Genomic DNA, 15650 nt, shown 5'->3' with positions numbered 1-15650 from the left:
TAGCCGAACTGACGGGACGTCACTTGCCGACCCGGACGGTGGTGAGGTCGAGGAACCAGGACTGCGGCTGGACGAGTCCGTGGACGGTGGGGGCGAGGGCGCGCGGGTTGCGGTCGTTGACCACGAACAGCCATGGCGCGTCCTCGGTGACCTGCCGCAGCGCGCTGCGGTAGTCGGCCTGGCGGGCGGACTGCTCGGGGTTGGCGGCGGCGCTCGCGAGCAGGCTGTCGACCTTCGGGTTGGTGTAATGCCCGGTCCAGAAGGGGCTGTTGGAGCCGACGAACAGTGGCAGCAGCGCCTCGGACTGGAACAGCGTGGTGGACTGGGCGATGGCGTCGGAGCCGAGCGCGACCTGCCCCTTGGCCTCGGCGCCGATCAGGGTGGTCCAGTCGGTGGTACGGATCTCCACCTTGATGCCGACGGCGGCGAGGTCGCGCTGCAGTGCCTCGGTGATCGGCACGGGCAGCAGGTTGCCGGAGCCGCCGGTGGGCACCGTCACGGAGGTACTGAACCCGTTCGGATAGCCCGCCTCGGCGAGCAACTGCCGCGCCTTGGCCGGGTCGTGGGAGTACCGGTCGCCGGCCGGGTCGTAGGCGGCGGTGGCCCGGGGCGCGGCCTGGTAGGCCGGGTCGGCGGTGCCGTGCAGCAGCTTGTCCGCGACGGCCTGCCGGTCGATGGAGTAGTTCGCCGCCTGCCGGACCCGCACGTCCGCCCACGGCCCCTTGCTGGTGTCGAGGATCCAGTACCAGAGGTGGTCGTAGCTGTTGGTGAGGATCTGCGCGCCGGCGGCCTTCAGGCTGTCCAGGTCGTCGGGGTTCGGGTACTCGATCCAGTTGACACCGCCCGAGCGCAGCGCGGCAGTTCGGGCCGCCGCGTCGGGCAGCGCCTTGATGATCAGCCGGTCGAGCTTCGGGGCGCCGCGCCAGTACGTCCGGTTGGCGGCGAGCTCGACCTGCTGTCCCTCGGTCTGCGAGACGAACCCGAACGGGCCGGTGCCGACCGGGTGTTGGGCGAAGTCGCTGCTGCCGCTCTTGCGGACGGCGGTGGGGCTGGCGATCAGTACGTGCGCCAGGTCCTCGGGGAAGTGCCCGTTGGGTGCGGTGGTGACCAGCTCGATGTGCGCGTCGTCGGTCTTGCGGTAGGAGGCGATGTCGCCCGCGTACTCCTTGGCGGCGGCGCCGAGCGCATCGGTGTACTCCGGGCTGGACTTGTCCAGGTAGCGGTGCAGGTTGAACAGCACCGCGTCGGCGTCGAACGGCGTGCCGTCCTGGAACGTGACGCGCTTGCGCAGGGTGAACGTCCAGGTCAGCCCGTCCGGTGCGACCTGCCAGGACTCGGCGAGCGCGCCCGTCACCTGCGGCGGCCGGTCGGTGTCCTTCAACAGCTCGTAGCGGGTGAGCCCTTCGTAGATCTGGAAGCTCAGCAGTCGTTTGCCCTCGAACCCGGCGCCACCGATCACAGTGTCCAGGTTCGGCAGCTTCCCGGTCGCCCCGATCACCAGCGTGCCCCCGCCGGCCTCTCCCCCGGCCCCGGCCTCCGCACCGGCGCAACCGGCCGTCGCCAGCAGGACGGTGGCGGCCGCCAGCGCGGCGGCTCTGGAACGGATGCGGACGTACTTGCTCATGACGGTCCTTCGCTGGGTTCGGTGGTACGGGTGCTTCGGTCGTCGGCGCGGCGCGGGACGGCCAGCTCCACGCGCGGGCCTGAGGCGGCCAACAGGGCTTGGGTGTACGGGTGTTGGGGGTCGGTCCAGAGCGTGTCGGTGGGTCCCTGCTCGACCACCCGGCCGGCCCGCAGCACCAGGGTGCGGTGCGCGAAGCGGGCGACGGCCGAGAGGTCGTGCGAGACGAACAGGTAGGCGGTGCCGGTGCGTTCGCGCAGCTCGGTCAGCAGCTCCAACAGCCGCCGCTGGGTGGACGGATCGAGCGCGGAGGTCGGCTCGTCGCACACCACCAGGGCCGGCCCGGTCGCCAACGCCCGTGCCACCGCGACGCGTTGCAGCTGTCCGCCGGACAGTTCACGCGGGAACCGCCGGGCCAGCTCCGGAGCGAGACCCACCTGCCGGAACAACTCCCCGACCCGCTCGGCCCGTTGACGCCGGGGCACCCCGTGCGCCCGCAACGCGAACCCGACCGCCTCACCGGCCCGCAACGCCGGATTCAACGACCCGCGCGGATGCTGCGGCACGAACTGCAACCTCCCCCGCACCGCCCGATCCGCCCGCGCCCGTAACCGCGACGGATCCCGCCCCTCGAACGCCACCGCCCCACCGTCCGGCCGCAGCAGCCCCAACGCGAGCCGTGCCACCGTCGACTTCCCCGACCCCGACTCCCCCACCAGCCCGACGGCCTCCCCCGCCCGCACCTCCAGACTCACCCCACTGACGGCAGCCCGGCCCGCCCAGCTCTTGGAGACGGCATCCAGCCGGAGCAGGGGTGCGTCCGCACTGCTCGACGCGACGACGGTCATCGAAGCGATCCTTCCGAGTCGGCCGGGACGAGGAGCGTCCCGGCGGGGCCGGTGGCGGTCAGGCGGCCGTGGTGGAGAACAGCGACGGTGCCGCCGATCCGGGCAGCAGCGGAGAGGTCGTGCGTGACCAGCAGCAGGGCGAGTCCCCGCTCGGTGCGCAGAGCGGTGAAGAGGTCGAGGATGTGGGCCCGGACCAGGGCGTCCAGGGCGGTGGTCGGCTCGTCCGCGATCAGCAACTCGGGCCCGCACGCCACCGCGAGAGCGATCGCCGCACGCTGCCGCAACCCGCCGGACAGCTCGTGCGGGTACGCGGCGGCGGCCCGCTCCGGGTCCGGCAACCCGGCGGCGGCGAGCACCGGAAGAGCGGCCGCGCAGGCCGCCTTCCGCCCGTCCGCCAGGCCGTGCCGGCGCAGCACCTCCACGAGCTGCGCGCCGATCCGGCGCAGCGGGTCGAGAGTCGCGGACGGATCCTGCGGGACGTAGCCGATCCGCCGCCCCCGGATTCGCGACAACTCCCGTTCCGGCAGCCCGAGAAGCTCGGCATCGCCGAGCCGCACCGACCCCCGCACGGCCGCACCGCGACCGGGCAGCCCCAGAACGGTCCGCGCCATCGTGGTCTTCCCGCTCCCGGACTCCCCGAGCAACACCAGTGCCTGCCCGGCCGGGAGCGTGAGGCTCACTCCGTCCACGGCCCGCACCCCACCGGGGTACTCGACCGTCAGATCCTCGATCGTCAGCGCGCCAGACGGTGCACGACCAGGGAGAGCACCACCAGGGGCGCTGGGGGTACCCGCAGCGAAGCGAGGGGGCGGAACTGCGCGAAGAGGAACGCGTCCACCAGCCTGATCGCGACGCGGGACAGTCAGTTGCACTTGATCGCGACCTTGCGGACGGGCCTGCGCTTGTCGCGCAGTTCCCCGCGCCCCCGGTTTCGCACCCTCCCCCGCGCGCGCTCTGAGCGTCTCGCCGAGGGTGTTGAACAGCACCGAGACCGCCAGGATCACCAGCGCGGGAATGGCCGCGAGCCATGGGTGGGTGAAGATCGCCGGGCGCAGCTCGTCGAGCATCGCGCCCCACTCAGGAGTGGGCGGCGCGACCCCCAGGCCGAGGAACGACAGGCCGGCGGCGTAAACGATCGCGAGGCCGACCAGCGAGGTCGCATAGACGAGCACCACGGGCGCGACCACCGGCAGCACTTGGCGCAGGACCAGCGCGGTCCAGGTCGCACCACTGACCCTCGCCGCCTCCAGGTACTCCGCGGCCCGGATCCGCCGCGTCTCGGTGAACGCGACCCGCGCGACAGCCGGTGTCAGCACCACCGACAGCGCCAGCACCGTCGCGCTCAAGCCGGGTGTGAGCAGCGACGCGACGGCGATCGCCAGCAGCACGCCGGGGAACGCGTACAGCACGTCCAGCGTGCGCAACAGGGCCTGCTCGGTCACCCGCCCGCCGAGCCCGGCGGCGATGCCGAGCAGCGCACCGGCCACCCCGGCCACCGCGACGGGCAGCAGTCCGGCCGTCAGCGAGGGCCGAGCCGCCCACAGCAGCCGGCTCAGCAGGTCCCGCCCTTGCGCGTCCGTACCCAACAGGTGCCCTGCGCTGCCGGGGTCGAGCAGCCGGTCGGCGAGCTGCCCGGCGGCGGGATCGGCGGGCGCGAGCAGCGGCGCGGCGACGGCCAGCAGGACAGGCAGCAGCACGCCTACGCCCAACGCAACAACAGGAAGTCGATTTGTCGTCATGTCATCAGCCCCGCACCCGGGGATCGATCGCGGCGTGCGCGGCGTCCACCAGCAGGTTGATGCCGACGAAGGCCGCGCCGACGATCAGCACCCCGCCCTGGATCAGCGGCAGGTCGCGGGCCGTGAGCGCGTCGTAGAGCAGGCGGCCGAGGCCGGGCCAGGTGAACAGGGTCTCCACGAAGACCACTCCCTCCAGCAGGTAGGCCAGTTGCAGGCCGCCGATGGTCAGCAGCGCGGGCGAGGCGTTGTGCGCGCAGTGGCGCAGTACGGCGGCGCGGCCGAGGCCGCGGGCGCGCAGGCCGTCGGCGAGGTCGCCGTCGAGGACGGCGGAGAGCGCGGCGCGGTGGACGCGTGCGGTGAGGCCGAGCGGGACGAGGGCGGCGGCGGTCGCGGGCAGCAGCAGGTGGCGGAGCAGGTCGCCGGGCCCGCCGCCGGAGCCGAATGCGTCGTGGGTGCCGCCGGCCGGGAGCAGTTGCCAGTGGACGGCGAACACCGCGATCAGCAGCAGCGCCACCGAGTACTGGGGGGCGGAGACGGCGAGCGTGGAGGCGGCGCTGCACAGGCGTCCCCACGGGCCGCGCGGGCGCAGCGCGCCAAGGGTGCCGAGCAGGACGCCGCCGGCGAGGACGAGGGCGAAGGCGGCGGCGGTGAGGGTGAGGGTCTGGCCGAGGGCGGGCAACAGCAGTGCGGTGACGGGGCGTTGGGTGGACGTCGAGGTGCCGAGGTCGCCGGTGAGGGCGTGGCCGAGCCAGTCGAGGTAGCGGACGGGCAGGGGCCGGTCGAGTCCGATCCGCTCCGCCAGCGCCTGCCGGGCCTCGGCGGGTGCGCCGGGGCCGAGGAACGCGGTGACGGGGTCGCCGGGGACGAGAGCGACGGTGGCGAACACGACGGCGCTCACCCCCAGCAGGGTGGGCACGGCGAGCAGCAGCCGGCGCAGCAGGAATCCGCTCACGGGGTGCTCGGGTCAGAAACGACGGTGGCGGGCATCGGGCTGCGGTTCCTCCGGTTCGGCGACGGGGCGCGAGGCACCAGAGGCTGCCTTGGTGCTTGCGGCGCGGCCCGTCGGGTTGTCCACGAGGGTTGCGAACAGTGCGCGTGGGCAGCCAGCCAGGCGTTCATGCCGGTACCGGTGGTCATAGGACCGGCGGGACGGGGTATCGCGCTGGGGTCGCCCCTGGGGCTGCGGATCGTCCTTGACCGCCCGTTCGCGGCGTACATACGATTTCCGGCATGGCATATCGGCGGACCGACTTCACCCTCTGGGGGATCGGCGGCTCGTGGCACCGCAGGTGCTTCGACGAGACGTGTCGCCCCGGCACGGCGCGCCGCCCCCTGGCCTGACCGGGCCCTGGGCGCCGCCCGTCCTCCGCCGGGATCCGCGCCGTACGCCGTCGTCCGGCCGCCGTCGCCGATCCCCACGTCCCGTGCCGGGGCCCCGCGCCCCGGCCCGCCACCTTCGAGGGGACCGATCCGCCATGTACCCGTACCCCGTCACGCCCTCCCGCCGCCGGGAGGTGCCGTGCCCGCGCTGACCCGCGGCTCCACCCGCACCCTGCGCCCGCCCACCCGGCGCGGCACCCGGTCGCTGGACGCCCTGCACACCGAGATCGACAACCCGCTCGACCTGCTGGCGGGCCATCAACTACTCACCGACGCAGCTCCCGCCTGCGCCTGCGGCCACCCGCTCTGCTCGTCCGGCGGCGCCCACCGGCCGGCCGCCACCCGGATCTTCCTGATCGAACGCCACCCGGTGGTCAGCGCCGGACTGCGCAGCCTCCTCGCGCCCGACCCGGAACTCGCCGTGATCGGCACCGCGACCGACGCCGCGCACGCGGTCGCCGCCGTCCACCGGGCCCGGCCCGACCTGATCCTGCTCGGACGAGGGCCCGGCCTGGACGCCGACCTCGCCGCCGTCGCCGCACTGCGCCGGCCCGAGGGCGCACCCGACGCACGCGTCCTGCTGCTGCGCCGCGCCGCGACCACCACCGAGGCCAGCCGCATCCTGATGGCCGGCGGCAGCGGCTGCTTCCCCCTCGACCTGCCGCCCGACCGGATCATCGACGCCGTCCACCTCGCCGCCGCGGGCGCGACCCTCTTCCTCCCCGCCCCCACTCCCCTGCGCCCACACCCCGCCCCCGCCGAACGCCCCCTCGACCAGGCCGGCCTGACCGACCGCGAACGCCAGGTCCTCACCCAACTCGCCCTCGGCCTCAGCAACGCCGAGATCGCCCGCCGCCTCACCCTCGCCGAAGCCACCGTCAAGAAACACCTCACCCACGCCATGCGAAAAACCGGCCAGTCCGACCGCCTCCGCGCCGCGCTCTACGCCGTCCGGCACGGCCTCACCGGCTGAGCCCAACAGCACACCTGGGCAACCGAGTTGACCTCTGGCTGCACCGCCTCAGTACCGCCGGCGGTCACGGCCGCTCGAACCCGGCATCGACGTCCTCGGGCCACTCGATCCCCCACAACGTCGAGGCGTCCGCCCAGTCGAGGTGCCACTCCTCACGGCTCACTCGGCACCTCTCCACTCGTCGAACCGGTCGGCCCGACCTACGGGGCCCCGGCCGGGTTGCTCCGGCCGGGGCTGAGATTATCCACGGATGCGCGAACTCGACGAACTCATCGACGTGGACGACCCCGCCTGGCCCGAGCTGCGGAAGGCCCTCGACGGCGCCCCTTCCGTCCGGGTCCTGCCCGCCGATGAGCAGGAGGCCCGCCGCTGTCTGCTGCAACTCCAGGTCACCGCACGCTCCACCCTCGGCGCACTGACCCTGCACACCGGCGGCCTGCTGCTGGACGACGGCTGGCTCCGCGTCTTCGGAGGCGGCGGGCCCGCGAGCCTGGGCCGGGTCAACCGGTTCCCCGCCACGTTCGATCCCGCCTGGCACCCGGGGACCGGCCTGGTCCTCGCCCACGACGTCCTCGGCGGCGTCTTCGCCCTGAACGGCCACGACCCGGCCGCCGAGGGCCGCCCCGGCACACCCGGCCAAGTGACGTACTTCGCGCCCGACTCGCTGGAATGGGAGTCCCTGGACGTGGGCCACTCGGCCTGGCTCGGCTGGTTGCTGTCCGGGCAGTGGGAGACGTTCTACGACGGCCTGCGGTGGCCGGGTTGGCGCGAGGAGACAGCAGCGCTCGCGGCCGACGAGGGGATCGCGGTCTACCCGTTCCTGTGGTCGGAGCAGGCCCACGAGGATCTCGCGGCCACCAGCCGGAAGCCGGTCCCGATGCGCGAACTCCTCGGCATTGCGGGAGAGTTCGCGCAGCAGGTGGGGCTACCGGACCCCGGCTTCCTCGGCGACGTGTAGCGACGGGGCCGCCTCGACGCGACTGGCACCCCCGTATCTCCCCGGCTACTGCACACGGGTGTCCGCCGCTGCCCGCGGGCGGGTGGCGCGGACTGTGCAGCCAGCCGCGGTGGTGAGGGTGACGGCCGCGCAGAGAACGGCAGTGGCCAGCAGTTCGGGCCAGGCGACGGCGATTGACGGGTCGGCCAACAGGGCGGTCAGCGCGGCGTGTTGGGTCACGGCGGTGAGCGCGGTGGCGGCCGCCGCAAGCAAGGTACCGGCCAGGACGGCGATCGCCGCCTCGGCGGCCACCACCGCCACGATCTGGCGGCGCACCGCCCCCGCGAGTCCGAGCAGGGCGAACTCGCGGTGGCGTCCGGCCACGGCCATCGCGAGCGTGCCTGCGACCGAGATCAGCGAGTACGCCAGTGCGATGCCGAGGACCACCACGGCCGCGTTGTCGGCCTGTTCGGCGGCCTTCGCGTGCGCGGCCGCCAATACGGCCTGCCGGGTGGTCAACCGCGCACCCGTCCCCGCCAACGCCCGCTCGACCGCCGGGAGTTGAGAGTCGCCCAGCCCGTCCAGATACAGCAGGGTGGGCGCCACTGCCCCGGTCACCGACGCCGACAGGTACGCGTCGTCACCGCCGAGCCCGCGCGCCACCACCGCCGCGACCACCACCGGAACGCGGGCGCCCGTCGGCAGCAGGGCAACCAGCCTGTCTCCCACGGCAATGCCGTCCGCAGAGGCCGCGTGCTCGTCGATCACCAGGAAGTCGTCCGGCAGCGCCGCCACCGACCCGTCCCGCACCGGCGGCGTGAACGTCCGGCCGAACGCCGCCGCCGGGACGGCCTGCACCCGCAGCGAGTCGAGCTGCTCGCCCGCCGGCGTCCCGATCTTGACGTTCAGCGAGGTCACGGGCGTGACCCGGACACCGGGCGCGGCGGCCAGCCGCTCCGCCAGACCCGTCGCACCGGGCGGCGCCAGCACCACGTCCGTCGCCCGCACCTCCTGGCGCTGGCGGGCCAGGACGGCGGCGTCCGCGGACTGCTGCACCGTCAGCAGGGTGCCGACCAGCCCGACCGCGATCACGATCGGCGCCACCGTCGCGGCGGTGCGCCGCCGTTCGGTCAGCACGTTCTCGCGCACCAGCATCGGGCCCGCCTTCGTGGAACGCCGTATCGGCCAGGTCAACAGCCGTACCAGCGGCGGCAGAAGCACCGGCGCGAGCAGTGCGAACGCACCGACGTACAGCACCGGGACGGCCTGGTACTTGCGGACGTTGGCCGCCAGGTACGGCTCGGAACGGGCGACGACCGCGCCCGCGACCACCGCCCCGACCAGCAGCGCACCGCCCAGCAGCAGCCGCACCGGGACCCGGCCGCGCCGCTCCACCGCGCTCTCCCGCAGCGCCTCGGCGGGGCGGATCACCGACACCCGCAGCAGCGTCGCCGCCGAACCGGCCAGCGCGGCAACCACTCCCAGCACGAACGCGACCAGCAGCGGCAGCGGGTGCACGGGCACGGTGAACCAGGACGGGGCGACCTCGTGCCGCAGCATCCATCCGTGCAACGGGCCGACGGCGAGCGGCGCGAGCGCGCAGCCGAGCAGCGCGGCGGCCGTGCCGATCAGGGCGGCCTCGCCGAGCACCAGCCGCCGCACCTGCCGGGGCGCGGCGCCGACCAGGCGCAGCAGGGCGAGTTCGCGACGGCGCTGCTCCGTGGCGAACGCGAAGGTCGCGACGACCACGAACACGGCCACGCAGACGGCCAGTCCGGTGGTACTGCCCGCCATCGCCTGCGCGTTGGCCAGCGCCTGCGCGCCCCCGGTGTCGTCGGGGTCGAGCCCGGTCCGGTCCTGGCCGGCCAGCACGGCGGCCCGTTCGCCGACCGTGGCCCGCAGTTGATCGGGCGTCATGTCCGAGACCAGCGCGTTGATGCCCGGCGACAGCCGCTGCGCCTCGGCGTCGGTGAAGAACGCGGCCCGCTCGAACCAGCGCCCCTCGGTGACGCCCACCACCCGGTAGCGTCCGACTCCCAACTCCACCTGCCGGCCGATCAGTTGTGTGTCCGCGCCGGTCAGCACCGCCTCGTCGGTCGCCTGCGGCGGGCGTCCGGCGCGCAGGTGGTAGTCGGCGTACGCGGCCGAGGACCAGGGGTGTCCGGTGGCGTCGCCGTCGAATCGGACCGGGAAGCTGCGGTCGGCGACGGCACCGGCCAACTGCCCGACCAGCTCAGGCGGAAGGACCGCCGGAGCCTTCATCGCACGCCCCGCGAACCCGGCGGGGGCGACGACCGTCCCCGCGTCCCGGAAGCGCTGCGGCCCGGGGTGCGGGGTGCCGAAGGTCGCGGTGAGGACCAGCGCCATGGTCCCGATCATTGTCGTACCGAGCGCGAGCGCGACGAGCGCGCCGAGGAAGCTCGTCCAGCGCCCCTTCAACGTGGCTGCCGCGAGCCTCAACACGCCTGCTCCTCCGGCTCCAGCGCGGCCATCCGCAGCGCGACGGCCTCCGCCGTCGGCTCGTGCAGCTCGCCGACCACCCGGCCGTCCGCGAGAAACAGCACCCGCTGGGCGTACGAGGCGGCCACCGGGTCGTGCGTCACCATGACCACCGTCCGGCGGTGCCGCTCCACCACCTCGCGCAGCAACGCCAGCACCGCCCGCGCCGAACGCGAGTCCAGGGCGCCGGTCGGCTCGTCCGCGAAGATCACCTTCGGCCCGGCGGCCAACGCCCGTGCGATCGCGACCCGTTGCTGCTGACCGCCCGACAACTCGGCGGGACGATGGTCGCCCCGCTCCGCGAGCCCGACCTCCGCCAGCCGCCGGTCGATCTCCGCCGAATCAATGGGCCGCCCGGCCAACCGCAGTGGCAGCTCCACATTCTGACGGGCCGTCAGAACGGGTACCAAGTTGAACGACTGGAACACGAACCCGAGTTGCTCCCGCCGCAGTTCGGTCAGCGCCCGCTCCGACATCCGGTGCACGGGCGCGCCGTCCAGCAGCACCTCCCCCGCGTCCACCGGCTCCAGCCCGGCCGCACACAGCAGCAGCGTCGACTTCCCCGACCCCGACGACCCCATCACCGCCGTAAAACTCCCCGCCACGAACCCGGCATCCACCCCATCCAGCGCCCGCACCACCCCCTCACCCCGTCGGTACGCCCGCCGCACCCCGGCCAGCCGCACCACTTGCTCCCCCGCCACCATGTCGTTCTCCACCGCCCAGACGCTAGACCCCCGTCCACCCCCAGCACCTCCGGGAACCCCCCTGATCCCGACCCTGATCTGCCCCCGACCTGCGACGGAACGCAGGGCTTCATTCGATCGGGTCGTTCCGGTCCGTCGTCCGCGCCGCAGGCCCGGGACGGCCGTTACCGTCTGCTCGTTCGTCCACCATCCCTTTGCTCACCCCAAGGATGCTCATGAGCATGTCAGTTGCCGGATGCCTGGCGGCGGTGGCCGCCGCACTCTAAATTTCCGTCCTGCCGGGGCTCACCGCGCCGGCCCACGCCGCCGAGGAGGACTGTCCCAAGGACAAGTTCTGCTTCTGGTCCGAGCCGGACTACTCGGGCACGTTCCGGGCGGCCGATCCCAAGCCGGGCGGGTGCGCCAAGGGCGGAAAAGTCACCTGGCCCGACGGGACCAGGTCGAGGGTCGAGTCGCTCTACGACAACACCAGGTTCCAGTTCGAAACCTACGGGAACGAGGACTGCTCCGGAGCCCCCGTCGCCATCCACCCGCCCGGCTTCTCGGCGGCGAGCATCGGATCCGACGTGAAGTCGTTCCCGGTGTCCCCGGTCTGCGAGAAGGGGGGGGTGTGCTTCTACTCGGGCGCGGACTTCACCGGTGACGTCGTACAGAACTCCTACTGGAATCTCGGATTCTGCACCAGCAGCGGCATCCCCGCGCGGAGCGTCTACAACATGACCGGGTACACCGCCTCCCTGTTCGACACGAACGGCTCGTGCCAGAACGCCCGCGCGGTGGACCTGCCCGCCTACACCCCCAGGAGCTACGACGACACCTCCTCCGAACGCCGCGGGCTCCCCGCCCGGGCACGACGATCCGGCACCACGCGCGTACGCACTACCGTCGCTTCACCTCCGACCACGGCCGGCGGCCCCAGCACCGCGCGCCAGAGGTAGCCGGGCCAGGCCAGCCACCGCTCGACGGCCAGCGGCAGCACGCACCCGCCGACCAGGGCGCCGACCGCGAGCAGGGGCAGCAGGACGGCGAGCACCGTACCGGCCCGGCGACACCAGCCGTCCGGTGCGGAGACGTCGCACACCGGGCGCCGCCACAGGTACCAGTGTGCCAGGGCCGGCAGGGCGAGGGCGGCGATGAGGCCGAGCACCACGGAGGCGATCATCGCGCCACCGGCATGTACGGCCCGTTGACGACTCCCCGCGCCGGGCTCCGACATCTCCCGGGCGTCTTTCGCTGCGTCAGATCTGAGCTTTTCCCGACCCCATTCCACCCACGCTGACCTTGTCCTTTATGTCCGGCAATCAAACATTTACCGGAACGTTGTTCATATTTGCGGAGGGAGAAGTTAGGTTGCACCGCAATGCGCGGATCCGTCCCCCCCACCCTCCGGCGTACGTGCCGAGGGGCAGGCCGCGCTGGAAAGGCACAGGCGCCCTTGATGAATGTGGAAACCACCACCCCCGCTGTCTCGCCCCCCGGCGGCGGCTCCACCCCACCCCCGGCCGACGGTCACCTGAAGGCGGGACTCAAGAACCGCCACCTGTCGATGATCGCGATCGGCGGCGTGATCGGCGCCGGCCTGTTCGTCGGCTCCGGCGCGGGCATCGCGACCACCGGCCCCGGCATCCTGCTCTCGTACACGCTCGCCGGCGCGCTGGTTGTCCTGGTGATGCGGATGCTCGGCGAGATGGCGGCGGCCGACCCGCAGAGCGGCTCGTTCTCGGCGTACGCGGACCGGGCGCTCGGCCGGTGGGCCGGGTTCAGCATCGGCTGGCTGTACTGGTTCTTCTGGGTCGTGGTGCTCGCCGTGGAGGCCACCGCCGGCGCGAAGATCCTCAACAACTGGATGCCAGGTGTGCCGCAGTGGGCGTTCGCACTGATCGTGATGGTGGTACTGACCGCGACCAACCTGTTCTCGGTCGCCTCCTACGGCGAGTTCGAGTTCTGGTTCGCCGGGATCAAGGTGGTGGCGATCGCCGCCTTCCTGGTGATCGGCACGCTGGCCGCGTTCGGGCTGCTGCCCGGCACCCACGCGGTCGGGATGACGAACCTGACCGGCCACGGCGGCTTCCTGCCGCACGGCGTGGGGGCGGTGTTCACCGGCATGCTCACAGTCGTCTTCGCCTTCATGGGCAGCGAGATCGTCACCCTGGCGGCCGGCGAGTCGGAGGACCCGCAGAAGGCGGTCCGCAAGGCGACCAACAGCGTGATCTGGCGGATCGGGATCTTCTACCTGGGCTCGATCCTGCTGGTGGTGACCCTGCTTCCGTGGGACTCCGCCTCGATCAAGGGCAGCCCGTACGTGGCCGTGCTGGAGCACATAGGGATCCCGGGCGCCGCCCAGGTGATGGACGTGATCGTGCTGACCGCCGTGCTGTCCTGCCTCAACTCCGGGATGTACACCGCCTCCCGGATGGCCTTCTCGCTCGGCCGGCGCGGGGACGCACCCCGGGCGTTCGCCTCGGTGACCAAGCGCGGGGTGCCGCGGGTCGCGATCCTCTCCTCGGTGGTCTTCGGCTTCGTCGCCGTCTTCTTCAACTACACCTCCCCCAACACCGTCTTCGCCTTCCTGCTGAACTCCTCCGGTGCGGTGGCGCTCTTCGTCTGGCTGGTGATCTGTTTCTCGCAGCTGCGGATGCGGCGGATCATCGAGCGCGAGACCCCCGAGCGCCTGACCGTGCGGATGTGGCTGTACCCGTACCTGACCTGGGCCGCCATCGGCATGATCGGGTTCGTGGTGGTGTACATGTTCACGGACGCCGACGGGCGGAAGCAGATGTACTTCTCGCTGGTCGCCGCAGCGATCGTGCTGGTGGCGTCGGCCGTGGTGGGCCGCAGGCGACGGACGGCGGCGGCTGCCTGAGCCACCGCCCCGCCCGGGGAACGCCGGGCCCGGAAGCCGTTGCGGAGGCTTCCGGGCCCGGTGGCGTTCCGGTACCCGCTCGTGACGGGCCGGACATCGGGACAGCCTGTTCGTGCTGGTCCGGCGTGTGCTCTGCCACCCCGGATGCGCTGGGCGCCCTGGCGCTTCCTCGCATCCGCCGTGAGCGTGATGTGTGGCCTGGCCTGCAGCGTGGCGATCCGGAACTTCGGCTGAAGACGCCCACCGGCGCGTGCCCCGTCGGCCGCCCCTGGCCGTGCGAACCGCGTCACCCCGCCGGGACGACTACGGTCGTCACCGTGACCGACTCCGAGCTCCAAGAGGTCGTTGCCCGGCCGCGCACCGCCGCCGGGGTGCTGTTCTTCGATCCCGTCGGCCAACTCCTGCTGGTGAAGCCCACGTACAAGGACGGCTGGGAGATCCCGGGCGGCTACCTGCGGGCCGGCGAGACGCCGAGCGCGGGCGCGGCCCGGGAGGTGGCGGAGGAGCTGGGGATCGCCCCGCCGATTGGCCGGCTGCTGGTCGCCGACTGGGCGCCGCACCCGGCCGAGGGCGACAAGTTGCTGTTCGTCTTCGACGGCGGGATCCTCCCCGACGCCGAGCGCGACGCCATCAGGGTGGACCAACTCGAGGTCAGCACCTACGAGTTCCACCCTCCGGCCCACCTCGACGCGCTGCTGATCCCCCGGCTCGCCCGCCGCGTGCACGCCGCCGTCGCCGCCCGGGCACAGGGCGCAACGGCCTACCTGGAACACGGGGTGCCGCAACCGTAGGACGGTGAGTGTGCGTCCTACGGCTGAAGGGCTACAGTCGACGCCCTCCGGCCACGGCCGGCGGCCCCGAACCTCAGCGAGGACCCGTGAAGTACCTGATCGCCGGCGGTGCCGGCTTCATCGGCTCCACCGTCGCCAATGCCCTCGCGGACGGCGGCCACACCCCGGTCGTCCTCGACAATCTCGTCACCGGGCGCCGCGAGTTCGCCGCCGGATTCCCGTTCTACGAGGGCGACATCGCCGACGGCGCCCTGCTCGACCGGGTCTTCGCCGAGCACCCCGACATCCGGGCCGTCGTCCACTGCGCCGCGCTGATCGTGGTTCCGGACTCGGTCGCCGATCCGCTCGGCTACTACCGCGAGAACGTCGCCAAGACCATCGCGTTCGCCGAGCACCTCACCCGCAACGGTTGCGAACGGCTGCTGTTCTCGTCCTCCGCCTCCCTCTACCGGGCCGACCCGGCCAACGACTGGGCGGTGGACGAGGATTCGCCGCTGGAGACGCTCAGCCCGTACGCCCGTACCAAGCAGCTGGTCGAGACCTTCCTCGCGGACATCGCCGCTACCGGGCCCCTCCGTGTCGTCTCGCTGCGGTACTTCAACCCGATCGGCGCGGACCCCGAACTCCGCACCGGCCTGCAGATCCGCCGGCCCACCCACGCGCTGGGCAAGTTGCTCGACGTCCAGGCGGCGGGCGAGAAGTTCCCCCTCACCGGCACCGACTGGCCCACCCGCGACGGCTCCGGCATCCGGGACTACGTCCACGTCCGCGATCTCGCCGAGGCGCACTGCTCCGCCCTCGACCGCTTCGACACCGTGACCGCCGACCGCCCGTACCAGGTCATCAACCTGGGGACCGGCACGGGCACCACCGTCCGCGAACTCATTGCCGCCTATGAGCAGGTCACCGGCGAAACAGTACCCGTCCAGGAGACCGGCCCCCGACCGGGGGACGCCGCCGGCGCCTACACGCGCAGCAGCCGGGCGCGCGAACTCCTCGACTGGAGCCCGCGGTTCACCCTCGCGGATGGCATCCGGGACTCGCTGCGCTGGCGCGAGGTCCGCGACAGCGTCATCGGCGCGGACTGAACCGACCGGCGGCCGAGAAGGCGAGGACCGCGTCCAGGGTCGAGCGCCGGGCGTCCGGGACCATGAAGCCTGCGCGGGCGCACACCATCGGAATCCGCCCCTGGCCGCGAGGCGGTGCAGGGACCGTGGGTAGCTCAACTCGCGGCCGTGGCCGCACCGGCACGCTCCCACGACTCGACATCCGGCCGAGCCACGGCCCCAACT

The 15650-nt window shown here is 72.8% G+C and carries 12 protein-coding genes and 1 pseudogene; 6 read left to right on the top strand and 7 right to left on the bottom strand.

Translation table 11 applies throughout. From position 1 onward, the window contains the following. Positions 1-19: 19 nt before the first annotated feature. The 4 genes from ACFYST_RS01880 to ACFYST_RS01865 are packed head-to-tail and all read right to left on the bottom strand — an operon-like array spanning position 20 to position 5160. The gene (locus tag ACFYST_RS01880; RefSeq protein WP_387859211.1) at positions 20-1624 is read right to left on the bottom strand and encodes an ABC transporter substrate-binding protein; all 1605 of its coding nucleotides are present in this window, start codon (positions 1622-1624) and stop codon (positions 20-22) included. Beyond that, the gene (locus ACFYST_RS01875; RefSeq protein WP_387859210.1) at positions 1621-2469 is read right to left on the bottom strand and encodes an ABC transporter ATP-binding protein; all 849 of its coding nucleotides are present in this window, start codon (positions 2467-2469) and stop codon (positions 1621-1623) included. The genes ACFYST_RS01880 and ACFYST_RS01875 overlap by 4 nt, the downstream gene beginning before the upstream one ends. Then, complete coding sequence (locus ACFYST_RS01870; protein ID WP_387859208.1) at positions 2466-4166, bottom strand: ATP-binding cassette domain-containing protein; 1701 nt, start codon at positions 4164-4166, stop codon at positions 2466-2468. The genes ACFYST_RS01875 and ACFYST_RS01870 overlap by 4 nt, the downstream gene beginning before the upstream one ends. A gap of 46 nt (positions 4167-4212) precedes the next feature. Continuing rightward, the gene (locus ACFYST_RS01865; RefSeq protein WP_387635776.1) at positions 4213-5160 is read right to left on the bottom strand and encodes an ABC transporter permease; all 948 of its coding nucleotides are present in this window, start codon (positions 5158-5160) and stop codon (positions 4213-4215) included. A 567-nt stretch (positions 5161-5727) separates the two neighbouring features. Between ACFYST_RS01865 and ACFYST_RS01860 the strand changes: the two genes are divergently transcribed. Continuing rightward, positions 5728-6561 (top strand): LuxR C-terminal-related transcriptional regulator, encoded by an 834-nt coding sequence (locus ACFYST_RS01860; RefSeq protein WP_387859206.1) that lies wholly within the window; start codon positions 5728-5730, stop codon positions 6559-6561. Between the two features lie 250 nt (positions 6562-6811). Next, on the top strand, positions 6812-7519 hold the full coding sequence (locus ACFYST_RS01855) for a DUF2625 family protein (protein WP_387859204.1): 708 nt from the start codon (positions 6812-6814) through the stop codon (positions 7517-7519). 45 nt (positions 7520-7564) lie between these two features. Here ACFYST_RS01855 and ACFYST_RS01850 read toward each other — a convergent pair whose 3' ends face one another. Both ACFYST_RS01850 and ACFYST_RS01845 read right to left on the bottom strand, forming a co-directional pair. Then, positions 7565-9958 carry an FtsX-like permease family protein gene (locus ACFYST_RS01850; RefSeq protein WP_387859202.1) on the bottom strand — a complete coding sequence of 798 codons (2394 nt, stop codon included), beginning with the start codon at positions 9956-9958 and terminating at the stop codon, positions 7565-7567. Further along, positions 9955-10704, bottom strand: coding sequence for an ABC transporter ATP-binding protein (locus ACFYST_RS01845; protein WP_387860055.1), 750 nt, complete (start codon positions 10702-10704; stop codon positions 9955-9957). The genes ACFYST_RS01850 and ACFYST_RS01845 overlap by 4 nt, the downstream gene beginning before the upstream one ends. Before the next feature lie 266 nt (positions 10705-10970). Here ACFYST_RS01845 and ACFYST_RS01840 point away from each other — a divergent pair. Continuing rightward, positions 10971-11441 (top strand): annotated as a pseudogene (locus tag ACFYST_RS01840) (peptidase inhibitor family I36 protein); the annotation flags it as partial. 68 nt (positions 11442-11509) lie between these two features. Here ACFYST_RS01840 and ACFYST_RS01835 read toward each other — a convergent pair. Then, the gene (locus tag ACFYST_RS01835) at positions 11510-11920 is read right to left on the bottom strand and encodes a hypothetical protein (RefSeq protein WP_387859201.1); all 411 of its coding nucleotides are present in this window, start codon (positions 11918-11920) and stop codon (positions 11510-11512) included. Between the two features lie 222 nt (positions 11921-12142). Between ACFYST_RS01835 and ACFYST_RS01830 the strand changes: the two genes are divergently transcribed. The 3 genes from ACFYST_RS01830 (at position 12143) to galE (ending at position 15446) form a co-directional block, all read left to right on the top strand. Next, positions 12143-13567, top strand: a complete 1425-nt coding sequence (locus tag ACFYST_RS01830) for an amino acid permease (protein WP_387635787.1) — start codon at positions 12143-12145, stop codon at positions 13565-13567. A 317-nt stretch (positions 13568-13884) separates the two neighbouring features. Then, complete coding sequence (locus ACFYST_RS01825; RefSeq protein ID WP_387859199.1) at positions 13885-14358, top strand: NUDIX domain-containing protein; 474 nt, start codon at positions 13885-13887, stop codon at positions 14356-14358. Positions 14359-14444: 86 nt separating this feature from the next. After that, positions 14445-15446 carry a UDP-glucose 4-epimerase GalE gene (gene galE / locus ACFYST_RS01820; RefSeq protein WP_387859197.1) on the top strand — a complete coding sequence of 334 codons (1002 nt, stop codon included), beginning with the start codon at positions 14445-14447 and terminating at the stop codon, positions 15444-15446. Positions 15447-15650: the final 204 nt, after the last annotated feature.

Source organism: Kitasatospora sp. NPDC004614 (assembly GCF_042873675.1).
Taxonomy (GTDB): Bacteria; Actinomycetota; Actinomycetes; order Streptomycetales; family Streptomycetaceae; genus Kitasatospora.
The sequence above is the reverse complement of the archived record's forward strand: the minus strand, read 5'-3'. Positions and strand labels throughout refer to the sequence as shown.